Origin of the sequence: Collinsella aerofaciens (genome assembly GCF_040920445.1) — a bacterium.
GTDB classification, from domain to species: domain Bacteria; phylum Actinomycetota; class Coriobacteriia; order Coriobacteriales; family Coriobacteriaceae; genus Collinsella; species Collinsella aerofaciens_BH.
Genome location: NZ_JBCOTQ010000044.1, coordinates 1 through 19,906 on the forward strand (window position 1 = coordinate 1; position 19,906 = coordinate 19,906).

The following is a 19,906-nucleotide window of genomic DNA, read 5'->3' on the forward strand; positions in this document are numbered from 1 at the left end:
CGGTAATCTGGGTCGCCAGACCCTCGGACAGACTGTGCAGACGGTCGGGGTCCACGAGCATGCCCGCGCGCTCCATCTTGGCAAGTACCGGAACGAGCGGCATCTCGATGCCATCGAACACGTTGGCGGCATTCTCACGGGCCATGCGGTCGCGCAGCGGTGCGACCAGCGCCAGCGTCAAGGCCGCCGTGCGAGCGGCGGGCGCCGGAGCGTCCTCACCGGCACCCTCTGCGCCGCGCGCCGCAGGCGGCGCCATCTGCAGATACGTATCGGCAAGATATGCCTCATCGAACTCGGAGCGATCGGAATCCAGCAGATAGGCAGCGACCACGGTATCGAAGATACGCGTGGAATCGGTAGCGAGCGGATCCATGAGCTCGGGCTCAGAAGAATCGACGGGCGAAAGCTCGTGCAACAGCGCCTTCATATCCGGGCTCGCCACGCGACCCTCCATAAACAGACGCGCGAGCACACCAGCGATCACGCCGTGGGCAAACTTGAAGCCCTCAACAGCGGCAGGCGTGCCGTCATCGGCTTCCTCGAGCGCAAAGAGCCCCTTGGACGTCGCCAGCCACAGCGTACGCGTCAGGCCAAAAAGCGCGCCCTCCTCCTTGTCATCGTCCACCACGGCGGCAATCCACTCGCCCGCATCAATCGCGCGGGAGATCTCGGCGGCAGCGGCAGCGAGCGCCTCGGCATCGCCGGCGGCGGCACGCAAAACAGGGGGAATCTCAAACGCGCTGGCAGCGGGCACGACCCCGCCCTCGCCGCCAATCAGCGCCAAGAAACGGTTCTGCATGGCCGTAATGCCGAGCGTACCCAGTGCCGCAGACACCTCGTCGGCAGAAAACGCCGGGAAGGACGTCGCCTCAAAATCGAGCTCAACGGGCGCATCGGTGCGGATGGTTGCGACCTTACGGCTCAGCAGTGCGTCGTCGATGTGTGCGCGCAGGTTCTCGCCCATCTTGCCCTTGACCTCGTCGGCGTGTGCGATGACCTCGTCCAGGCTACCGTACTGCGCAATGAGCGCGCTCGCCTTTTTGGGACCGATGCCCGGCACGCCGGGGATGTTGTCGGACGTGTCGCCCTTCAGACCATAAAAGTCGGGCACGAGCGCCGGCGTAATGCCGTGATACAGGTCATCCACGCTCTCGGGCGTCATAATCGCAACGTCGGACAGGCCCTTACGGGTCGAGACCACGTTGACGTGCTCGGTAACAAGCTGATACATGTCGCGATCACCGGTCACCAGCAGCATGTCACAGCCGGCCTGCTCGCCCAGGCGCGCCATAGTACCCAGGATGTCATCGCCTTCCCAGCCCTCGGACTGCAGAATCGGCACGTTGAGCGCACCGAGCAGCTCCTTAATCATAGGGAACTGCGCATGCAGATCGGGGTCCATGGGCGGGCGTTGCGCCTTATACTGCGGCAGCATCTCCATGCGCACGCGCGGCTTGCCCTTATCAAACGCCACAACAACGCCGTCGGGGTTAAAGGCGTCGATCATCTTAAGAAACATGTTCAGAAAGCCAAAAATCGCGTTGGTGGGGCGACCGTCCGGCGCGTTCATGGTCGGCGGCACGGCGTGGAAGGCGCGATGCATGAGCGAGTTGCCGTCGATAACGGCAAAGGTGCGGCGCTTGTCAGACATATTGAATACCTCGCTTTAGGCTGGGCACGGTTTGCTCACTCCAGTTTACACGCTCCCCGCCCCGCGGCCACCTCACATCAAGCTCCCCCGCCACCGTGAGCCCGCGCGTGATACGATGGCTCACGGTACATCAACCAGCACGATCGATCCGAAAGGAGCCTGCGTCATGGAGCGTCCCTGCGCATGGAAAAAGTACACGCCACAGCAAATCGAGGAGCTCGAGGAGCTTTGCCGCGGCTATAAGCAGTTTTTGAGTGAGAACAAGACCGAGCGCCTGTGCGTCAAGGCCGGCATCAAGATGGCCGAGGAGGCGGGATACGTCGACCTGGAGACCGTAATCGCCGAAGGCCGCGAGCTCAAGGCAGGCGACAAGGTGTATGCCGCTAACCACGGCAAGGACCTTATGCTCGTCAACCTGGGCACCGCCCCGCTCGAGCAGGGCTTTAACATCCTGGGCGCGCACGTGGACTCGCCGCGCCTGGACCTTAAGCAGAACCCCGCCTTCGAGGCCGGCGACATGGCTTATCTCGACACGCACTACTACGGCGGCGTCAAGAGCTACCACTGGGTGGCCTCCCCGCTCGCACTCGTGGGCGTCATCTGCAAAAAGGACGGCACCACCGTCGACATCAATATCGGCGACAAGGCCGACGACCCGGTCTTTACCATCTCCGACCTACTGATCCATCTCTCGAGCGAGCAGATGGCCAAGCCCGCCAAGGACGCCGTCGACGCCGAGATTCTCGACGTGATCGTGGGCGGCCGTCCCGTCAAGTTCGATGAGGACGACAAGGACGCTTCCAAGGAGCCCGTCAAGCAGATGTTCTTGGACATCCTCAAAGAGCAGTACGGCGTCGAGGAGGAGGACTTCCTCTCCGCCGAGATCGAGGTCGTGCCCGCCGGCCCCGCCCGCGACATGGGCCTCGACCGCTCCATGATTCTGGGCTATGGCCACGACGACCGCGTCTGTGCCTACCCCTCCATGCTCGCCCAGATCGACGTCGCCAACGTGGAGCGCACGAGCATCACGCTCATCGTCGACAAGGAGGAGATCGGTTCCGTGGGTGCCACCGGCATGACGAGCCGCTTCTTCGAGAACACCGTCGCCGAGATCATGACGCTCGCCGGCGAGGATAGCCCGCTGGCCCTGCGCCGTGCACTCGCCCACAGCCGCATGCTCTCCTCCGACGTGTCCGCCGGCTTCGACCCGGGCTACGCCGGCAAGTTCGAAACCAAGAACGCGGCCTTCATGGGTCGCGGCCTGTGCTTCAACAAGTACACGGGCAGCCGCGGCAAGGGCGGTTCAAACGACGCCGACGCCGAGTACGTGGCCCTCGTCCGCGACATCATGGACGAGGCCGGCGTGGACTTCCAGACCTGCGAGCTCGGCCGCGTCAACGCGGGCGGCGGCGGCACCATCGCCTACATCATGGCCAAGTACGGCATGAACGTCATCGACTCCGGCGTTGCCGTCCTGTCCATGCATGCCCTGTGGGAGGTCGCCAACAAGGCCGATATCTACGAGGCCTACCGCGGCTACAAGGCCTTCATCGAGCGCGCCTAACCAACCCTCGTAAAACGAGCCCAACCAGCCCTTTATAACTTGCGGTGAAATAGTTCCCAGACATGCCTTTTAACAGGCAAAACAGGAATTATTCCACCGCAACTTCCTTTTTGGCAGAGGAGAGTCCATGCTGCAGGTCATCATTTCGCCCGCCAAGCAGATGCGCGCGGCCCAAGATGCTTTTGAAGTCCTGGGCATTCCACCCTTTGTGCGCGAGACAGCTCGCCTCCACCGCGCACTGCTAGATATCGAGCGGAATGAAGGCAGCGGCGGCCTGCAGACCCTTTGGAACGTGAGCGACAGGCTGCTTACAACGTGCCTGGATACGCTTCACGAATTTATGCCCGTCCTGAACGATGCCGACCTCGCCGATCCCGATATCGCGCGTCGAATCTCCCCCGCCGTCATGTCCTACCACGGCATCCAATACCAAAGCATGGCGCCCGAGGTGATGGATTCCGCGCAGCTCGCATGGCTGCAAGACCATCTATGGATCCTCTCGGGCCTTTACGGATGCGTACGCCCCTTTCATGCCGTTGAACCGTATCGGCTGGAGATGGGCGCGAAGCTTGCCGTCGACGATGCCCGAGACCTCTACGCGTTTTGGGGCGACAAACTCGCACGGGTCATCGCTCCGGCAGGCTCCAACGCTACGATCGTCAACCTCGCCAGCGCGGAATACGCCAAAGCCGTTCTGCCCCGCCTCACCACCGATGTCACGGTCGTCACATGCCTCTTTGGCGAAGGCGTCCGCAACGGCAAGCCCATCCAGCGCTCGACCGCCAGCAAAAAGGCACGCGGCTCCATGGTGCGCTGGATGGCAGAAAACAAGGTCGAGGACGCCGGCCGTCTCACCGAGTTCAACATCGGCTATCGCCACGCCCCCGAGCTCTCATGCCCAGGCACCCTCGTGTTCATCAACGAACAGATGCTCTAGAGCCGGCACCCAACACTGACCCGCTCAGCCTTCTCTATATAACTTGCGGTGGAATAGTTCCTATTTGAGCCTTTTATCGCACAATCAGGAACTATTCCACCGCAACTTTTATGAATTGGCTGGCTAGGCTCGACACCTATTCTGCTAGACCGTCGGCCTTTGCAATCCCGTTTGTCGAACCGTCCTGATAGACAATCTTGACGTGCTCAACCTCGGACACCGCAACACCCGTCGGAGGCTCCAGACGCCATTCCGTCAGGGCGATATCCATGGTCGTGGGCACATCTCCTTGATCTTTGAGCTTCACCGTCAGCGTTTTGAGCGCCGCGTCAAACGTCACGCGTTCGATTTCTTCGCCTGGAATGGACCCACCACTCAGCTGCAACTGCACAAACTCATCGCGCGGGTACCAATAATCGCCCGGAATGGCGAGCGTATTGGCATTACCGCCAGTACTCCTCACCGTCATAATCGGTAGGCTATCATCGGCCTCAAACTCCCAGGCAGTGGCGCCGCGACCACCAAACGTCCAGATACAAACGGCAATCACAAGCACGGCAAGCACCGCAAAACCAATCGCGACAAGGCCATGGTGCGCACGGCTTTCCTCGGCCGATACATCCCATTGCGTCTCTCGATATAGATGCTTGTCTTCCATGTTCGCCTCCTCACAGGCACGCTCGTTAGGCCAATCGTACCCATTCAGGCTATACTTGAGCCCACCACATAAACGGGGAGCTTGCAGGACAAGACGGCAGGCTGAGACTGGGCGCGCCCGCCCTGACCCGCAAACCTGATATGGGTAATGCCAACGAAGGGAGCCGTGCCAATGAGCACACAGACCGAGCCCAAGCTCGTCACGCAAATCGACTTCGCCCGCGCCGGGCAAATCACACCGCAGATGAAAGAAGTCGCCGAGCGCGAGCATCGCGACCCCGAGTACATCCGCGAGCGCGTGGCCGACGGCCGCATCGCCATCCCCGCCAACATCGTGCACATCAAAAAGGGCATGCGCGCCTTTGGCGTCGGCGAGGGCCTGTCCACCAAGGTCAACGTGAACTTGGGCATCTCGGGCGACAAGGCCGACGCCGCCGAGGAATGGAAGAAGGTCAAGATTGCCGAGGACTTTGGCGCCGACGCCATCATGGACCTCTCCAACTCGGGCAAGACACGCCAGTTCCGCCAGCAGCTCATCGACGAGACGCCGCTCATGGTGGGCACCGTCCCCATGTACGACGCCATCGGCTACATGGAAAAGCCGCTGGTCAAGCTGACCAAGAACGACCTGTTCGAAGTCGTGCGCGCGCACGCCGAGGACGGCGTGGACTTTATGACCATACACTGCGGCATCAACAAGTCGGTCACCAAGACCTTTAAGGAAACCGGCCGCCTCATGAACATCGTCAGCCGCGGCGGCTCGCTGCTGTTTGGCTGGATGGAGGTCACCGGCAACGAAAATCCCTTCTACGAGTTCTTTGACGAGCTACTCGAGATCTGCCACGAGTACGACGTGACGATTTCGCTCGGCGACTCCTGCCGCCCGGGTTGCCTCTACGACTCCAACGACGCCACCGAGACCGCCGAGATGATCGAGCTGGGCAAGCTGTGCAAGCGTGCTTGGGCCGCCGGCGTCCAGGTTATGGTCGAGGGCCCGGGCCACATGGCGCTCGACGAGATCGCCGCCAACATGAAGCTGCAGAAGCGCCTGTGCCACAACGCCCCGTTCTATGTGCTCGGGCCGTTGGTGACCGATATCGGCGTGGGCTACGACCACATCACCGCCGCCATCGGTGGCGCTATCTCCGCCAGCTCCGGCGCCGACTTCCTGTGCTACGTGACGCCGGCCGAGCACCTGTGCCTGCCCAACGCCCAGGACGTGCTCGATGGCCTCATGGCCACCAAGATCGCCGCACACGCCGCCGACATCGCCAAGAAGGTGCCGCACGCGCGCGACATGGACGACAAGATGGGCCAGGCACGCCGCAAACTCGACTGGGATGCCATGTGGAAGTGCGCTCTCGACCCGGTCACCGGTAAGAAGCGCTACGAGGAATCCCCCGCCGCCACCGAGGGCACCTGCACCATGTGCGGCAAGATGTGCGCCGTCCGCACCGTCAACAAGATCTTCGAGGGCACCACGATCGACCTCGGCATGGAGGACTAGCCTGTCGCCGCGGCCGCTTCTGTCGGCGAGCTGGTGCCTGTCAATTGTTGACGTGTGAACATTTGCTTGCATTTGCGTAAAGATTGCATCGCCCGCCCGGGTTCGGAATACAGCCGGCCCGGGCATCTTTATAATGCGGGGTAAAAGACCCATTTGAATCCGACCGGACAAGGGAGCGAACATGGATCGTAGCAAGGTACCCGCCGTTCTATCCATCGCAGGATCCGATTCCAGCGGTGGCGCCGGCATTCAGGCCGACATCAAGACCATCACGGCGCACCGTCTGTATGCCGAGACGGCCATTACAGCCATCACCGCACAGAACACCCTGGGCGTCACCGCCGTGCAGGATATCTCGCCAGATATCGTAGCCGCGCAAATCGACGCTGTCTTTGACGACATCCGCCCGAGCGCCGTCAAGATCGGCATGGTTTCTTCTGTCGAGATTATCGAAGTCATCGCCGACCGCTTGAGCGCCTGGAACGCAACGAACGTGGTCGTCGACCCCGTCATGGTCGCCACCTCGGGCGCTCGCCTCATTGCCGAGGATGCCACCGAGGCGCTCACGCGTCGCCTGTTCCCGCTGGCGACCGTCATCACGCCCAACATACCCGAGGCCATGGCGCTGCTCGACTACGAGGTCGATTCCGAGCGCACACAGCAAAACGCTGCCATGCTCCTCACCCGTCGCTTTGGCTGCGCGTCCCTCGTTAAGGGCGGGCATTTTGTCAACGAGGCCAACGATGTGCTAGCAGAGCCCGCGCCGCTCGATGACGAGGGTAACCACCTGGGCGATCCACTCACCACGTGGTTCCGCCACAAGCGCATCGAGACCGGCAACACGCATGGCACTGGCTGCACGCTTTCGTCCGCCATCGCCTGCGCGCTGGCCCAGGGCATGGAACTTGCCGACGCCGTCAACGCCGGCAAGGCCTACCTAACCGGCGCTCTCGCCGCCGGCTTTGACATGGGCAAAGGCTCCGGCCCCGTCAACCATATGTGGCAATATTAAGATTCGCAGCCCAAAACCACCGCAAAGGGGACAGGCACCTTTGCGGTGGCTACCACAAACGTCTCGATCTGTAACAGTTAGAGCCCATTTTGCGGCCCACCTGTTACAGATCGAGACATTCAAATTTAGCTGAGAAGATAATCTCGATCTGTAACAGTAACTCGGCAAAATCGACCCTAGATGTTACAGATCGAGACAAACGACCGATATCGACCTAAATAATCTCAATCTGTAACATCTAGCCCGTTTTCGGCCTTACAACTGTTACGGATCAAGACAAACAAACGAATCAAGCCACCGCAAAGGGCCCCTTTGTAGCGGCTTAGGGTCGCGCTACTCACCGAGCATGTCCTGGAGCTTGGCTGCCACGGCGTGGCCCAGGCTCTCGTGACTTTCGGGCATCATATGCAGATAGTCGATATCGCCCGGCTCGGCAAACTCGGCGGCATTCAAAAAGTCGCAGCCAAACTGCTCAGCCACGTGCGCATAGTACTCGCCAAAATGCTCCGAGGCCTCGACGGAACGCTCGTCAAAGTCGGTCATATACACATCGGCGATCTGCGGCTTAATCTTGATAGGAGCCATCAGCAGAATGCGCGGACAAGGCGCAGCGTCGGTCCACGGAAACGCGCAGACGGCGCGAATCAGTGCCATGGCGCCACGGGCGATATCGGAAGCTGTCACGTTAAAGACTGTCTTACAGTCGTTGGTGCCCAGCATGATCACAATGGCGTCCAGCGGCTTATGGGCCTCGAGCAGCATCGGCAGCGCGCGGATGCCGTTAAGATTGGTGTCCAGATGGCACATGTCGTCGCGTACCGTCGTGCGGCCGTTGAGGCCTTCTTCAATTACATGCCAGCCCTCGCCTAAGTCACGTTGGGCCACGCCGCACCAGCGCACATCCCGCGCATAGCGCACCGCGGTGCCGTCGCGCATGCCCGCCGGATCGTAACCATAGGTGTTGCTGTCGCCAAAGCATAGAACGTTTTTCATCGTAAGCCCCTCGCTCAGTAAAAAGCCGACGGGAGCAGCCCTCCCGCCGGCTCGACCCATCTGTCAGCACGTACCGATTACAGGTACTTGCGCCAATCGTCCTCGTTCTCATCATCCTCGGTAGCAGCCTGGGCCTGCTCGGCGGCGCGAGCTGCCGCAGCGCGAGCGGCAACCTGGGCATAGGACTCCTCGTTGCGCTCGGGGAAGTTTGCCAGCACGTGCTCGAACTTGGCAAAATCCTCATCCCAGCGCGTAGAAGGCACGGCAAAGAAGACTTGCTTGACCTTAAAGTCGCCCGACGCGAGCTCCTTGCGGAAGAGCTCGGCCACGGCCTCGGCGTCAAAGCCGTTGTTGTCGCAGCCCCAAGCGCCCAGTACGAGCTTCTCGCGACCCAGCTCGTCGCAGATGGCAAGCACAAAGCGAATGCGGTCGCGCAGGGCATCCAGCAGAGCATCGTCGCTCACGCGATACTCCTGGCGGGCGCGCTTAACGTTGGGCGCGGCGGCCACGATCACGTCGGCGTATGCATGCACGTGGTTGCGATCGAAGCGCACCGCAGGCACCACCAGCGCACGGTTTCGGTAAAGCTCGCAGTTGATGTTGCGGCGACGGTTCTCGCCGTACCATTTGCGCTGCTTATCGAGAACGTTGTACAGATACGAATCGGCGCACAGCGTGGCCTCCTGGCCCAGATAACCCTGAATATAGCCACCGCCCGGATTGGTGAACGAGGCAAAGGCGAGCACGGCCATGTCGCAGAACTGCGCATAGCCACGACCGTTGTCCAAGATGGCCTGCGTGGCGGAGGCATCGAGCACGGTGACCTCAGGCAGGGACGCAGCAGGCTCCTCAGCAGGCGCGGACTCAGCTTCGGCGATTTCCTCGGCAGGCTCCTCGACGGGCTCAGGAGCTGCCTCGGTCTCGGGCGCTGCCTCGCTCTCGGGTGCCGCCTCGGTCTCGGCAGCCTCCGCGCCCTCGACGTCCTCGGCAACCTGTTCTTCAGCGGCCACAGCAGTCTGAACCTTGGCCTTCATCGCCGCGACAAAGCCGGCAGGCATACCGTCAAACTCGCGAACACCGGCAAGCGAACGCTCGATATCCTTGGCGCACGCTTCGGACACAGTTGACACGTGACGCTCGGCGGCCTTGGCACGGGCCTCGCGCTTGGGATTGGGCTGACCCGCTCGGTTGGACCTGCGGTTACGGTTCCTGTTGTCGACGTCTACCATACGTGGCCACCTTTCCTGTCGCTGCCGCTATCGGCTTTTCCCATCCATGATACCCCGCCGCGTACAAAAAAGACGGCCCCGAAGGACCGCCTTTCGCATCGATTTGCCCGCACGGCAAGCACCGCCGCAATTCGCCACTAGTCGCGACGGCCAAGGATGTTCAGGATGCGCAGGAACACGTTGATAATGTCAACGAACAGATTGGACGCCATGAGCACGGCGTTGGGCAGCGTAGGCGGCACCGTCGTGGCAACATAGGTGTCGTAGCCAATAAAGCCGGCGAACACCACGATCACGATCAGGTCGGTGATGGACTGCGAGACGCCCATGAACATCAGCACGATCTCAACCAGAACAGTGGCGAGCAGAATGCCAAAACCGATGCCATATACGCGCTGGAAAAACTTGGGGAAGGTCACGCCCAGCGCGCCAAAGACAAAGGTGATGGCGGCCGTGGCGATAAAAGCGGTGTTGATGGTGGGCAGGTCGTAGTTGGCAAGGCCAAACGACGCGGTCAGGCCAAAGGTACTCGCAAAGATTACGTAGCCCACAAGGGACAGGCCCACGGACTGCTTGCTGGCGGCGGCCGACATCATGACCATGCCGACGATGGTCAAAATAAACGAGCCAAAGACCAGCGGCAAGGCTGCGCCGCTCATCATCATGCGCGCAAACGACATGGTGCTCGTAAAGTAGGCGCCGGCGCCCATGGCGCAAAAGCCCAAGAAAATCAGGGCAGACATGACAAGGTTGTACGCGCGCGGCGACATCTCCTTGGCACGGCTTGCACCGGTCTCGATGGGGCCGTTCTGATAGCCCTGGATATCGTTCATACTTCGTCCTTTCACAAAGCGCCGTGAAAGACGGCGCAGCAGATGACAAGATTCCTGCCATTGTACCCGAACGCCGTGCGTCCTTACCTACGGCGCTCGCCCTCAAGCGTACGATCAAACGCCCAGACCCACCAACGCATCACGTGGGCCTGCGAGCCGTCCGGCCGTCCGCACGCCTGGTCCTCCAGATACAACTCGGTCGCGTGCCCGCCAAAACGCACCTTATAGGTTGCCGTACGAACGCCGTGGACCGTCAGGCCAAAACCAGTGGACGAGACGATCTCGTCAATCGTAAAGCAGCGACCGTCGACCCAGCAGACGGTAACCGGCACGACTTGTCCGCCCGCGAGGATGCGGGCCACGACGTCCACATACTGCTTGTGCACGCGCCGAGTTTTGCCGTCTGTCTGTCGATATTCCATGCCTCCTATTATCGAACGCATGTTTGCATGTTGTAAAGCGAACAGACTGTGGTTTTGGAGTGTCGTAGTAATCGCACGTGTCCGTATGGCGTGTTAGCAAAAAGAACACCCGCGGTCAACAGGGCTAATATTCAATTTTAGTGCCAAAAAGTTCACTTCTCCCATCAGAACTCGGTAAAGAGACCCGCAGGAGGTGATACGATTTATCATGTTTTTGTAACGTGTCTGCAAACTTCGAGAAAGCCCATATATGGACGTAACGTTCTCAACCTTCCTCGGCCAAATTGTGTCGAACCCAGTCCTTGCCGTCACCGTGATCCTCGCGTTGGGCGCCATCTTCGTCAATGGATGGACCGACGCGCCCAACGCCATCGCGACCTGCGTCACTACGCGTTGCATGCCCGCCCGCGCCGCCATTCTCATGAGCGCCGCATTCAACTTCCTCGGCGTGCTCATCATGACGCACTTTAACGCGAGCGTCGCCAACACCATCTCACATATCGTCGACTTTGGCGGAAACAGCACCATGGCGCTCGCCTGCCTATGCGCGGCGCTGTTCTCCATCGTCGTCTACGGCGCCACAGCGTCGCGTTTTGGCATCCCCACCTCGCAAAGCCACAGCCTTATCGCCGGCCTGACCGGTGCCGCCATCGCCCTCGGCGGTGCGAGCAGCGTCAACGTCCACGAGTGGATGAAGGTCATCTACGGTCTGGCGCTCTCCATCGGCCTGGGCTTTGTCATGGGCTGGGTCCTGTGCAAGCTCGTCTCGATTCTTTTCGCCGCCGCCAACAGGCGACGTGCCAATGTCTTCTTTAAATACGCTCAGATCGCGAGCGCTGCGGCCATGAGCTTTATGCACGGCGCGCAGGATGGACAGAAGTTCATCGGCGTGCTCTTTTTAGGCGTGGCCTTTGCCAGCGGCCAGACGAGCGTCGGCGATGCAGGCATCCCCATCTGGATTATGCTGCTGTGCTCGGCCACTATGGGTATCGGCACCAGCGTGGGCGGCGAGCGCATCATCAAGTCCGTCGGCCAGAGCATGGTCAAGCTCGAAAAGTATCAGGGCTTCTCCGCCGACCTGGCGGGCGCCGCAAACCTGCTGCTTGCCACCCTTACCGGCATCCCCGTGTCCTCCACACACATCAAGACCTGCGCCATCATGGGCGTCGGTGCCGTCAAGCGCCTCTCAGCCATCAACTTCGGCGTCGTCAAAGACATGATGTTCACCTGGTTCTTCACCTTCCCCGCCTGCGGACTCATCAGCTTTGTCATGGCCAAGCTGTTCATGATGTTCCTCTAGTCAAACCGAACGTCCATCCGGACTGCATTACCTCGCCCACCCGTCTTCGCCTCGAAAGGACCCACCCATGGCAAAGAAACCCGATTCGTTCTACTTCGACAACTACGTCGCCTGCGCCGACCTTGCCGTCCAGGCCGCCGAGCTGCTCACCAAGATTTTCGAGAACTTCGATCCCGCAAAGATTCACGATATGCTCAACAAGATGCACGCGATCGAGCATGCGGCCGACAAGAAGCACCATGAGCTTGAGGACGCCTTGCTCACCGCCTTTATCACCCCGCTCGAGCGCGAGGATCTGGACCTGATGAGCTGCTCACTCGACACCGTGCTCGACCGCATCGAGGGCGTCGTGCAGCGCGTCTACTTCACCAACATCCAGAGCATCCATCCCGACGCCATCGTCATCGCCCACAAGGTGACTGACGCCTGCCGCGCCATGAAAGACCTGATGGTCGAGCTGCCCAACTACCGCAAGTCCAAGACCCTGCGCGAACTCGTCATCCAGATCAACACCATCGAGTCCGAAGCCGACGAGCTCTATATCAACGCCATGCGCAACCTGCACGTTAACGGCAAGGACCCGCTCGAGGTCATCGCTTGGCGTGACGTGTACGCCTTCCTGGAGTACTGCGCCGACTGCTGCGAGAATGTGGCCGATGTCGTGGATTCGATTGTCATGAAGAACAGTTAATTGGGGGTACATGTCCCACCGGTCGCGGGCCCGGCCACTAATAACCTTTTTCACTCCGGCTGCAAGCAGAGTCGTTCAAAAGCGGTTAATTAGTGGTACGCGTCCCACCGGCGAAGGCCCGGCACCTATTTGCTTTCTCACTCCGGCTGCGTGGCAGAGTCGTTCGAAAGTAAATAGGTGTCGGGCCTTCGCCTTACGTATCACCATTGGGAACCTGGGCTAATAGGCGGAATGCATGGTGGCTTTGGTTGAAAGCGTCTTTGGCATCAGTCATGACTTTGGGCAGCGCTGAGCGTTTGGCTGAATGTTGCTCTGGGTACCCTTTGGTTGTCTTTTATTTCGTTATTAAATTGTTGGAGGGCTTGTATGTCTTATTTGGATCTGGCTCGTGGTCGGTATTCTTGTCGTTCGTTTGAGGACCGTCCTGTTGAGCAAGCTGTGGTGGATGCCATTGTTGAGGCTGGGCGGATTGCTCCTTCTGCTTGTAATAATCATCCAACCCGTGTGATGGTGTTGGATACGCCTGAGCTTCTGGAGAAGGCTGCTGCTTGTCAGCCTCGGTTTGCTCGTGATGGGTCTATCTTTGGCGCTCCACTTATCTTCCTTATTTGCAGCGTTACCGATGATGCTTGGGTGCGCCCGTATGATCAGATGAATTCCAGCGAAATCGATACATCCATCGTTTGCGATCAGATGATGATGGAGGCCACCGAGCAGGGCCTGGGAACGTGCTGGGTATGCCATTTTAAGCCAGAGGTGGCACAGGAGCAGTTCAATCTGCCCAAGGGCGTTTATCCCTATCACATGCTTGTCTGTGGCTATCCTGCCGACCACATCGCCGATTCCGAGCATCGCGAGGCCCGTACCATTCCCCTCTCCGACTTCCTCCTCAAGTAGATTTTTGGCACATGCCCTAAAACCTACCTTTTACCGCTCACCCATTAGCCGAGTTCTGCGCCACAATGTGCAGGGCTCGGTTTTTTATGTTGCGCGCCCCTGCACAGTCATAAAAAAGGACCCGCAAGCTGCGGGTCCTTTCTAGGCACTAAATTGTAGGCCGAATGTTAGTCCAGGTCGTCGGCAGCGAAGTTGTCGATCGGGGCGAAGGGATCGGCCACGGGGACAACCGGGTCAGCGACGGGCAGCGGCTCGGCGGGAACAGTCACCGCAGGAGAAGCGGCAGAACCGACCGGCGTGGAGGCCATGAGGTCGGCAGGGAAGGAGTTCTGGGCATCGTCCATGAAGTGCTGGATGAGCTTGAGGTACTCGGCCTTGAACTCCTCACGGGAAGCCTTGAGACGATCGATCTCCTCGAGCTCGGCCTGCTTCTCGGTCAGAGCCTGGCGGATAACCTCGCGGGCCTTGGCGTCAGCCTCGTTGCGGATACGCTCAGCGTTCTCGTTGGCATCGTTGACGATGGTCTCAGCGGTCTGCTGGGCAGCGATCAGGGCAGCGGAAATCTGGCGCTCCTGAGCGGAGAAGTCAGGGGCGGGAGCAGCCACGGGGGCGGCAGGAACGGCCTGGGCGGTGGCATCCTGAGCTTGGGCAAGCTGAGCCTGCGCATCGGCAAGCTGCTGCTCGGTAGCAGTCAGACGACCCTTAAGGTCGACGATCTTAGCGAGCATAGCGTCAACCTCGGAAGACAGCGTCTCCAAGAAGACGTCGACCTCAGCAGGATCGTAGCCACGCTTGGCCTCAGAGAAAGTCTGAGCCTGGATGTCTGCAGGGGTAATAGCCATAACAAGTCTCCTTTTTCATCGCCTCGGCGCTACACGCCCGGCGTAAGTTACTAAGTCAGTTCTACACGAGTATACCTATAAGAAGCTGCAGAACCAGCCTCTGCACCAACTGCAACGCAATAATCGCAACGACCGGCGAAAAATCGATACCGCCCATCGGCGGGATGAAACGACGGAACAGGTTGAGCCACGGACCGCACACGCTATCAAGCACCGCGGCAATATCCTGAAGCAAACCACCCTGCTTCATGGGAATCCACGTCATAAAGCAGTAGACGACAATGAGCGTGGAATAGAAGTTGAACAGCGTGTTGACCAGCTGGACGATAGTGTAGATGTTGATGGGAATCTCCTCGTCTTGTCTTTACTTAAGGTAGCCGTCAGCACGAAGCTTCTTGAGATCGGAATCTTTGACCTCGCAACCGGCGGGCAGCACCATGAACACGCGGTCGCCCACCTCCTTGACCGTGGCACCCAGACCGCAGGCAAAGCCGTAAGAGAAGTCCAAGACGCGCTTGGCAACTTCGGTGCGTACGCCCACAAAAATCAGTGCGACAGGCTGCTTGGTGCGAACGCGGCGCACCACGGTCTCCACGTCGTCATAGCTCTCGGGGCGCAGGACATAGGCCGGCAGCTGCGGCGTGGCGTTGATGATATTGCTCGCATAGGCCGAGGCATCGCTCGGTGCAGGCGCGGGCGCAGCGGCGGCACGGGCGCGGGTGTTCTCGGCGTAGCTAGACGGCGTGTCATAGGCACCAGGACGATAACCGCTCGCAACACTGTCCTGCGAGCGCGAAGGCGGGTTATACGTCGTGGCATGGCGGGAGTCATCGCCGACCAGCTGACCGGAGCGCGTATACACGGCAACCGACTCAGCTTCACCGCGGCGCGTCTGGCCAAGCAGGCCGTTGCTCGGCTCGTCTTGGGTGTAGAAGCCCTCGCCCGAAGCACCACTGTAGCCGTTGTTCTGATAGCCATCGTCGTAGCCGTCATCGTAGCCGTAGTCGTCGTCCTGGCCATAACCCTGGTCGTAACCCTGCTGGCCGCCCAGGTGCATCTTATTTTTAATCTCGTCAAGGAAGCCCATGGTTGTGTCCTCTCGCGGTTTAGTGCAGGCGCCCCGATAATCAGTGCGCACTTCAGAGCCTTATTTTACTGCAAACTCCGGGCTAAATACTACCCTGCCCAGGCGAACGAGCGTAGAGCCCTCCTCAAGGGCAGACTCAAAGTCCTCGCTCATACCGCAGGAAAGCTCAGGCAGGTTCAAATCGGGATGCGCCGCCTCCAGCTCATCCCTCAGCTCACGAAGCCCCGCAAAGGTGCGGCGTGCCACATCCTTATTCCCCCGGGGCGCCATAGTCATAAGCCCCTGTACGCAAATTCCCTCAAGTTCTGCAAGCTCACCCGCGGCGGCGCGAATCTCATCGGGTGAAAAGCCTCCCTTCGACTCCTCACCACTCACATTGACCTCAATGAGCACACGCTGGGGGCCGACGAGCTCGCCTGCCTCAATCTTGCGAACAGCACGGCTCGAGATCGCCTGCGCCAGATGCAGCGAACCCACCGAGTGAATCAGCTCGGCTGAGCCCAGCACCGCATTGATCTTATTGGTCTGCAGGTTGCCGATCATATCGAAGCGCACCTCGGGCAGCTCCGGATGCTCCGCCAGACCCGTGAGCTTGCGAACCAGCTCCTGCGGGCGGTTCTCGGCAAAATGGCGATACCCCGCCTGGATGGCGGCAACGGTCTCATCGACACCAACGGTCTTGGACACGGCAATGAGGCTCGCGGCGTCGTGGGGACGGCCCGCGCGATCGAGCGCCGCATAAAAACGTTCCAGAATCTGCTCGCGGCGAGCGCGCATCAAGTCCAAATAGTTATCCATTGCCAATCGCCTCCGCTGACAGCCAAACAAGTAGTCCCATGCTAACGCAAGAGCGCGGCCCCGCATGTGCAAGGCCGCGCTCACTTAGGTATTTACAATCTTTCGACGAACGGGGTTACTTACTCCTCGTCGTCCTCGCCATCGTCCTCATCCTCAAGATGATCGAGCAGGTAGCGAAGACCCTCGCTGACCTCGTTAACGGGCACCTTGGCAACGTAGCGTGCATCGACGGCGGGCCTCATGATAACACCCTCGCCCGAAGGCACGCGCATGCTCTCGAGCTCATCCTCATCAGTGCAGGCGATATCACCGGCAGTCATACGCTGTCCGGTCAACAGGAAGGTCAGACGGCAGGCGGCATCGATGGAAATCGAGGCGATGCGATCGAGATAGCGCGATACCATGATGGCGCGGCGCAGGTCGTCATAGTTGCTGTCGTCGTCCATAAAATCGCCCGTGTCCATGCGGTTAAAGGTGCGGAAGAACTTCTCGTAGGCGGCGTGCACTGGCTCGTCCTCGACGGCCAAGTTGCAGATGATGGACATGTCGTTGGTGACGAGCGCAGAAAGCGAAGAGCCCAGCACCTGGTAGACGGCCTCAGCCTCGGCCTCGACCGTGCCGACAAGCTCCTTGGGCAGCGAGATGTCAGCCTTGATCATATGACGCGTGGCGCGGCAAATCTGGCGAACCTTATCGGTCATGCGCTGCAGGTTAAAGTCGACGTAGATGATCGTCTGCAGCAAGCGGAAGTCGGAGGCGACCGGTGACTGCGTGGCAATCAGGTTGTAGCAGACGGCCTCCAGGTTGGCGCAGCGTGCGTCAATCGAAAGCGTGCGCTTCTTGGTCTTGGTGGCGAGCTTGCGGTCGTCGGTCACATAGGCCTTCACGGCATCGTGGAGGGCCAGATCGACGGCCTCGTAGATGCTCAGCATCTCGTGACGGGCCTCGATGAGCTGACGGGAAAACAGTTTGCGCATGGTTCACTCCAATCAGTTGGGTGCGGTCATGCCGCCCGCACAGTGAATACGCACCGGACCAGATCCGATCGGCTTGGGACTAGTCGCACCGATCAGCCAAAGCGGCCGGTGATATAGTCTTCCGTCCGCGAGTCCACCGGGCTGGTGAAGATCGCGTCGGTTTGACCATACTCGATGAGCGTAGCGGGCTCGCCGGCAACTTCCTGCAAGAAGAATGCGGTGTAGTCGCTAATGCGAGCTGCCTGCTGCATTGAATGCGTGACGATGATGATCGTCATCTCGGGCGCCAGCTCGGCCATCAGATCCTCGACCTTAGAGACGGACGTGGGGTCGATGGCGGAGCAGGGCTCGTCCATCAGAAGGACATCGGGTTGCACCGCAAGCACGCGCGCGATGCACAGACGCTGCTGCTGACCGCCCGAGAGCGCCAAACCATCCTTGTTGAGCTGATTGGATACCTCTTTCCAGAGGTTGGCGCGCTTGAGCGATTCTTCCACGATGTCATCGAGGTCACTTTTGCTAGTCACGCCCTGCAGACGAGGGCCAAAGGCGACATTCTCGTAGATGGATTTAGGAAACGGGTTGGGCTGCTGAAAGATCATGCCCACGCGACGACGGAGATCGACCGGGTCGACACCCTCGGCATAGATATCGTTGCCGTCGAGCGTCATGGTGCCCTCGACGCGCGTGCCCTCGATCAGGTCATTCATGCGGTTGATGCAGCGCAAAAACGTCGACTTGCCGCAGCCCGAAGGGCCAATGAAGGAGGTGATGGCGTTTTTGGCGATGTTGAGGTCAAGCCCCGTCAGCGCATGAAAGTCACCGTACCAAAAGTTGAAATCCTTGGCCGTAATGGCCGCTTGCTCCAACGTGGGAGCGGACTGATAAACGGACATGGGACTCCTTAACTAGCGACGCTTGCGCGACAGGAAGCGCGCAAACAGGTTGAAGGCCAGAATGATCACCATCAGCAAGAGCGCGGTGCCGTAGGCTGCGTTCATGTTGATGCCGTCGTTGGCAAGCAGATACAGGTGAACCGTCATGGGGCGGCCGGAATCGAGCGGCGAAATAGGTAGATTGATGGCCTGCCCCATGGTATAGAGCACCACCGCGGTCTCGCCAATGGCACGGCCGATGGCGAGAACGATGCCCGTGGCAATACGGCCAAAGGCAGAAGGAAGCACGATCTTGGAGACAACCTGCCACTTGGTGGCGCCCAGGCCATATGCGCCCCAGCGGATATAGCGCGGAACGGCGCGAATGGCCTCTTCGGTGGTACGCATGACGATGGGAAGCATCAAGAGCGCGAGTGCCAGGGCGGCCGAGACCATCGAAAGGCCCAGGCCCATGGCCTCGACAAACAAGGCGTAGCCAAACAGGCCCATAACGATGGAGGGCACCGAGGCCAAAGCGTCAGCAGCGTAGCGAATGAGCTCGACGACCTTGCCCTGCTTGGCGTACTCGGCCAGATAGACGGCTGCCAGCACAGCGATCGGCGTGCAGATAAGCATGGCGAGCGCCGTCACGTAGACGGTCGAGACGATCGTGGGCCAAATTCCGCCCTCGGCGTTGACGCCCTGGGGCCAACCGAAGATAAAGTCGAGCGAGATGTGTGGCAGGCCGTTGATGACCACGTAGGCGATGATAGCGACCAGCACCAGCGTGGTGATGTAGGCAGCGGCACGAAACACGCCAAGCATGATCTTGTTGGACAGGTCCTTGTTGATGCGGCCCTTCTTGCCGTGGGAAAGGGCACGCTTGATGCGCTCGCGCGACGAGGTCGTATCGACCGTCGTGTCAACGGAATCGGACATAGCCTACCCCCTCTTCTTCTTGGAAATCAGACGGACGATGCCCACCAGCGTGGCGGAGATGATAAACAGGACCACGCCCATGCCGAACAGCGCCGAGCGGTGCAGACCCGAGGAATAGCTCATGTCGAGCGCAATCTGGCTCGTGAGCGTCGAGATGGGGCTCGCAATGCTGTCGGGAATAACCGGGGCGTTACCCACGACCATGAGCACGGCCATGGTCTCGCCGATGGCACGGCCCATACCCAGCACGATGGCATCAACGATACCCAGCTTCGCGGCAGGTAGCACGACCTTATAGATGGTCTGCCACTTGGTGGCGCCCATGGCATACGATGCCTCGCGGATGCCCATGGGAATGGAATTGAGAGCATCGATGGTGAGCGTGGTGATGGTAGGGACGATCATGATGGCGAGCACAAACCACGCCGTCAGCGCACCAAAACCAAGGCCGCCGGTCAGTTGTGCGATAAACGGGCGGATGATGATCATGCCAAAGAAGCCGTAGATGATAGAAGGGATGCCGGCCAGCAGGTCGACGGCAGGGCTGATGAGCTTGCGCACGCGCTTGCTGGCAATCTCGACCAGGTACACGGCCGTGCCCACACCTAGCGGCACGCCCATGGCGAGCGCACCGACGGTCACCAGACCCGAGCCGGCAAGCAGCGACAAGATTCCGTAGTGGCCCTCGGAAGGCG

21 protein-coding genes are annotated in these 19,906 nt (G+C 60.1%); 7 read left to right on the forward strand and 14 right to left on the reverse strand.

All coding sequences use genetic code 11. The features are described 5' to 3' along the window. Positions 1 to 1,651: 5'-3' exonuclease H3TH domain-containing protein (locus AB5405_RS07480; RefSeq protein ID WP_368138058.1), on the reverse strand; the 1,651-nt coding region annotated here is incomplete at its 3' end. Positions 1,652 to 1,817: 166 nt separating this feature from the next. On the opposite strand from AB5405_RS07480, the gene AB5405_RS07485 reads away from it, so the two are divergent. Together AB5405_RS07485 and AB5405_RS07490 are read left to right on the forward strand one after the other, a co-directional pair. Then, positions 1,818 to 3,215 carry an aminopeptidase gene (locus tag AB5405_RS07485; protein WP_368138059.1) on the forward strand — a complete coding sequence of 466 codons (1,398 nt, stop codon included), beginning with the start codon at positions 1,818 to 1,820 and terminating at the stop codon, positions 3,213 to 3,215. A 127-nt stretch (positions 3,216 to 3,342) separates the two neighbouring features. Continuing rightward, a complete protein-coding gene (locus AB5405_RS07490) occupies positions 3,343 to 4,152 on the forward strand; it encodes a YaaA family protein (protein WP_368138060.1) in 810 nt (269 codons plus the stop codon). Positions 4,153 to 4,288: 136 nt separating this feature from the next. Here the strand turns inward: AB5405_RS07490 and AB5405_RS07495 are convergent, their stop codons facing one another. Then, positions 4,289 to 4,810, reverse strand: coding sequence for a hypothetical protein (locus AB5405_RS07495; protein ID WP_368138061.1), 522 nt, complete (start codon positions 4,808 to 4,810; stop codon positions 4,289 to 4,291). 171 nt (positions 4,811 to 4,981) lie between these two features. Between AB5405_RS07495 and thiC the strand changes: the two genes are divergently transcribed. Together thiC and thiD are read left to right on the forward strand one after the other, a co-directional pair. Beyond that, positions 4,982 to 6,316, forward strand: a complete 1,335-nt coding sequence (gene thiC / locus AB5405_RS07500) for a phosphomethylpyrimidine synthase ThiC (protein WP_368138062.1) — start codon at positions 4,982 to 4,984, stop codon at positions 6,314 to 6,316. Positions 6,317 to 6,497: 181 nt separating this feature from the next. Further along, the gene (gene thiD, locus AB5405_RS07505) at positions 6,498 to 7,328 is read left to right on the forward strand and encodes a bifunctional hydroxymethylpyrimidine kinase/phosphomethylpyrimidine kinase (RefSeq protein WP_368138063.1); all 831 of its coding nucleotides are present in this window, start codon (positions 6,498 to 6,500) and stop codon (positions 7,326 to 7,328) included. A gap of 333 nt (positions 7,329 to 7,661) precedes the next feature. On the opposite strand, the gene AB5405_RS07510 is transcribed toward thiD, so the two are convergent. The 4 genes from AB5405_RS07510 to AB5405_RS07525 form a co-directional block, all read right to left on the reverse strand. Then, positions 7,662 to 8,321 (reverse strand): GDSL-type esterase/lipase family protein, encoded by a 660-nt coding sequence (locus tag AB5405_RS07510; protein WP_368138064.1) that lies wholly within the window; start codon positions 8,319 to 8,321, stop codon positions 7,662 to 7,664. A 77-nt stretch (positions 8,322 to 8,398) separates the two neighbouring features. Next, positions 8,399 to 9,550 carry a TIGR02452 family protein gene (locus AB5405_RS07515; protein WP_368138065.1) on the reverse strand — a complete coding sequence of 384 codons (1,152 nt, stop codon included), beginning with the start codon at positions 9,548 to 9,550 and terminating at the stop codon, positions 8,399 to 8,401. Between the two features lie 137 nt (positions 9,551 to 9,687). Next, positions 9,688 to 10,383, reverse strand: coding sequence for a Bax inhibitor-1 family protein (locus AB5405_RS07520; protein ID WP_117758723.1), 696 nt, complete (start codon positions 10,381 to 10,383; stop codon positions 9,688 to 9,690). Positions 10,384 to 10,466: 83 nt separating this feature from the next. Continuing rightward, positions 10,467 to 10,805 (reverse strand): hypothetical protein, encoded by a 339-nt coding sequence (locus tag AB5405_RS07525; protein ID WP_117758724.1) that lies wholly within the window; start codon positions 10,803 to 10,805, stop codon positions 10,467 to 10,469. Positions 10,806 to 11,055: 250 nt separating this feature from the next. Between AB5405_RS07525 and AB5405_RS07530 the strand changes: the two genes are divergently transcribed. The 3 genes from AB5405_RS07530 (at position 11,056) to AB5405_RS07540 (ending at position 13,693) form a co-directional block, all read left to right on the forward strand. Beyond that, positions 11,056 to 12,105 carry an inorganic phosphate transporter gene (locus tag AB5405_RS07530; RefSeq protein WP_006234237.1) on the forward strand — a complete coding sequence of 350 codons (1,050 nt, stop codon included), beginning with the start codon at positions 11,056 to 11,058 and terminating at the stop codon, positions 12,103 to 12,105. A gap of 67 nt (positions 12,106 to 12,172) precedes the next feature. After that, positions 12,173 to 12,796, forward strand: coding sequence for a DUF47 domain-containing protein (locus tag AB5405_RS07535; protein WP_006234238.1), 624 nt, complete (start codon positions 12,173 to 12,175; stop codon positions 12,794 to 12,796). A gap of 366 nt (positions 12,797 to 13,162) precedes the next feature. Continuing rightward, entirely contained in the window at positions 13,163 to 13,693 is a 531-nt protein-coding gene (locus AB5405_RS07540; protein ID WP_368138066.1) for a nitroreductase family protein, read from the forward strand. A gap of 167 nt (positions 13,694 to 13,860) precedes the next feature. Here AB5405_RS07540 and AB5405_RS07545 read toward each other — a convergent pair whose 3' ends face one another. The 8 genes from AB5405_RS07545 to pstC all read right to left on the reverse strand — a co-directional run. Then, positions 13,861 to 14,535, reverse strand: coding sequence for a DivIVA domain-containing protein (locus tag AB5405_RS07545; protein ID WP_006234242.1), 675 nt, complete (start codon positions 14,533 to 14,535; stop codon positions 13,861 to 13,863). A 61-nt stretch (positions 14,536 to 14,596) separates the two neighbouring features. Further along, entirely contained in the window at positions 14,597 to 14,884 is a 288-nt protein-coding gene (locus tag AB5405_RS07550; protein WP_040358293.1) for a YggT family protein, read from the reverse strand. Between the two features lie 15 nt (positions 14,885 to 14,899). Then, a complete protein-coding gene (locus AB5405_RS07555) occupies positions 14,900 to 15,622 on the reverse strand; it encodes a cell division protein SepF (protein ID WP_006234245.1) in 723 nt (240 codons plus the stop codon). Positions 15,623 to 15,682: 60 nt separating this feature from the next. Next, a complete protein-coding gene (locus tag AB5405_RS07560; RefSeq protein ID WP_117746754.1) occupies positions 15,683 to 16,420 on the reverse strand; it encodes a YggS family pyridoxal phosphate-dependent enzyme in 738 nt (245 codons plus the stop codon). A 119-nt stretch (positions 16,421 to 16,539) separates the two neighbouring features. After that, the gene (locus tag AB5405_RS07565; RefSeq protein ID WP_006234247.1) at positions 16,540 to 17,397 is read right to left on the reverse strand and encodes a phosphate signaling complex PhoU family protein; all 858 of its coding nucleotides are present in this window, start codon (positions 17,395 to 17,397) and stop codon (positions 16,540 to 16,542) included. Between the two features lie 92 nt (positions 17,398 to 17,489). After that, a complete protein-coding gene (gene pstB / locus AB5405_RS07570) occupies positions 17,490 to 18,293 on the reverse strand; it encodes a phosphate ABC transporter ATP-binding protein PstB (protein ID WP_089571588.1) in 804 nt (267 codons plus the stop codon). A gap of 12 nt (positions 18,294 to 18,305) precedes the next feature. Then, positions 18,306 to 19,211, reverse strand: a complete 906-nt coding sequence (pstA, locus tag AB5405_RS07575) for a phosphate ABC transporter permease PstA (RefSeq protein WP_006234250.1) — start codon at positions 19,209 to 19,211, stop codon at positions 18,306 to 18,308. Between the two features lie 3 nt (positions 19,212 to 19,214). After that, positions 19,215 to 19,906, reverse strand: a 692-nt coding sequence (pstC, locus tag AB5405_RS07580; RefSeq protein WP_368138067.1) for a phosphate ABC transporter permease subunit PstC, incomplete at its 5' end; no start/stop codon positions are given.

What these genes read in the sequence shown, in the direction of transcription:
- AB5405_RS07515 (WP_368138065.1), bottom strand. Translation starts at nt 9,550, where the DNA reads ATGGTAGACGTCGACAACAGGAACCGTAACCGCAGGTCCAACCGAGCG.
- AB5405_RS07555 (WP_006234245.1), bottom strand. Translation starts at nt 15,622, where the DNA reads ATGGGCTTCCTTGACGAGATTAAAAATAAGATGCACCTGGGCGGCCAG.
- AB5405_RS07545 (WP_006234242.1), bottom strand. Translation starts at nt 14,535, where the DNA reads ATGGCTATTACCCCTGCAGACATCCAGGCTCAGACTTTCTCTGAGGCC.
- AB5405_RS07485 (WP_368138059.1), top strand. Translation starts at nt 1,818, where the DNA reads ATGGAGCGTCCCTGCGCATGGAAAAAGTACACGCCACAGCAAATCGAG.
- AB5405_RS07540 (WP_368138066.1), top strand. Translation starts at nt 13,163, where the DNA reads ATGTCTTATTTGGATCTGGCTCGTGGTCGGTATTCTTGTCGTTCGTTT.
- AB5405_RS07510 (WP_368138064.1), bottom strand. Translation starts at nt 8,321, where the DNA reads ATGAAAAACGTTCTATGCTTTGGCGACAGCAACACCTATGGTTACGAT.
- pstB (WP_089571588.1), bottom strand. Translation starts at nt 18,293, where the DNA reads ATGTCCGTTTATCAGTCCGCTCCCACGTTGGAGCAAGCGGCCATTACG.
- AB5405_RS07565 (WP_006234247.1), bottom strand. Translation starts at nt 17,397, where the DNA reads ATGCGCAAACTGTTTTCCCGTCAGCTCATCGAGGCCCGTCACGAGATG.
- AB5405_RS07525 (WP_117758724.1), bottom strand. Translation starts at nt 10,805, where the DNA reads ATGGAATATCGACAGACAGACGGCAAAACTCGGCGCGTGCACAAGCAG.
- AB5405_RS07560 (WP_117746754.1), bottom strand. Translation starts at nt 16,420, where the DNA reads ATGGATAACTATTTGGACTTGATGCGCGCTCGCCGCGAGCAGATTCTG.
- AB5405_RS07495 (WP_368138061.1), bottom strand. Translation starts at nt 4,810, where the DNA reads ATGGAAGACAAGCATCTATATCGAGAGACGCAATGGGATGTATCGGCC.
- AB5405_RS07535 (WP_006234238.1), top strand. Translation starts at nt 12,173, where the DNA reads ATGGCAAAGAAACCCGATTCGTTCTACTTCGACAACTACGTCGCCTGC.
- pstA (WP_006234250.1), bottom strand. Translation starts at nt 19,211, where the DNA reads ATGTCCGATTCCGTTGACACGACGGTCGATACGACCTCGTCGCGCGAG.
- AB5405_RS07530 (WP_006234237.1), top strand. Translation starts at nt 11,056, where the DNA reads ATGGACGTAACGTTCTCAACCTTCCTCGGCCAAATTGTGTCGAACCCA.
- AB5405_RS07490 (WP_368138060.1), top strand. Translation starts at nt 3,343, where the DNA reads ATGCTGCAGGTCATCATTTCGCCCGCCAAGCAGATGCGCGCGGCCCAA.
- AB5405_RS07520 (WP_117758723.1), bottom strand. Translation starts at nt 10,383, where the DNA reads ATGAACGATATCCAGGGCTATCAGAACGGCCCCATCGAGACCGGTGCA.
- thiD (WP_368138063.1), top strand. Translation starts at nt 6,498, where the DNA reads ATGGATCGTAGCAAGGTACCCGCCGTTCTATCCATCGCAGGATCCGAT.
- thiC (WP_368138062.1), top strand. Translation starts at nt 4,982, where the DNA reads ATGAGCACACAGACCGAGCCCAAGCTCGTCACGCAAATCGACTTCGCC.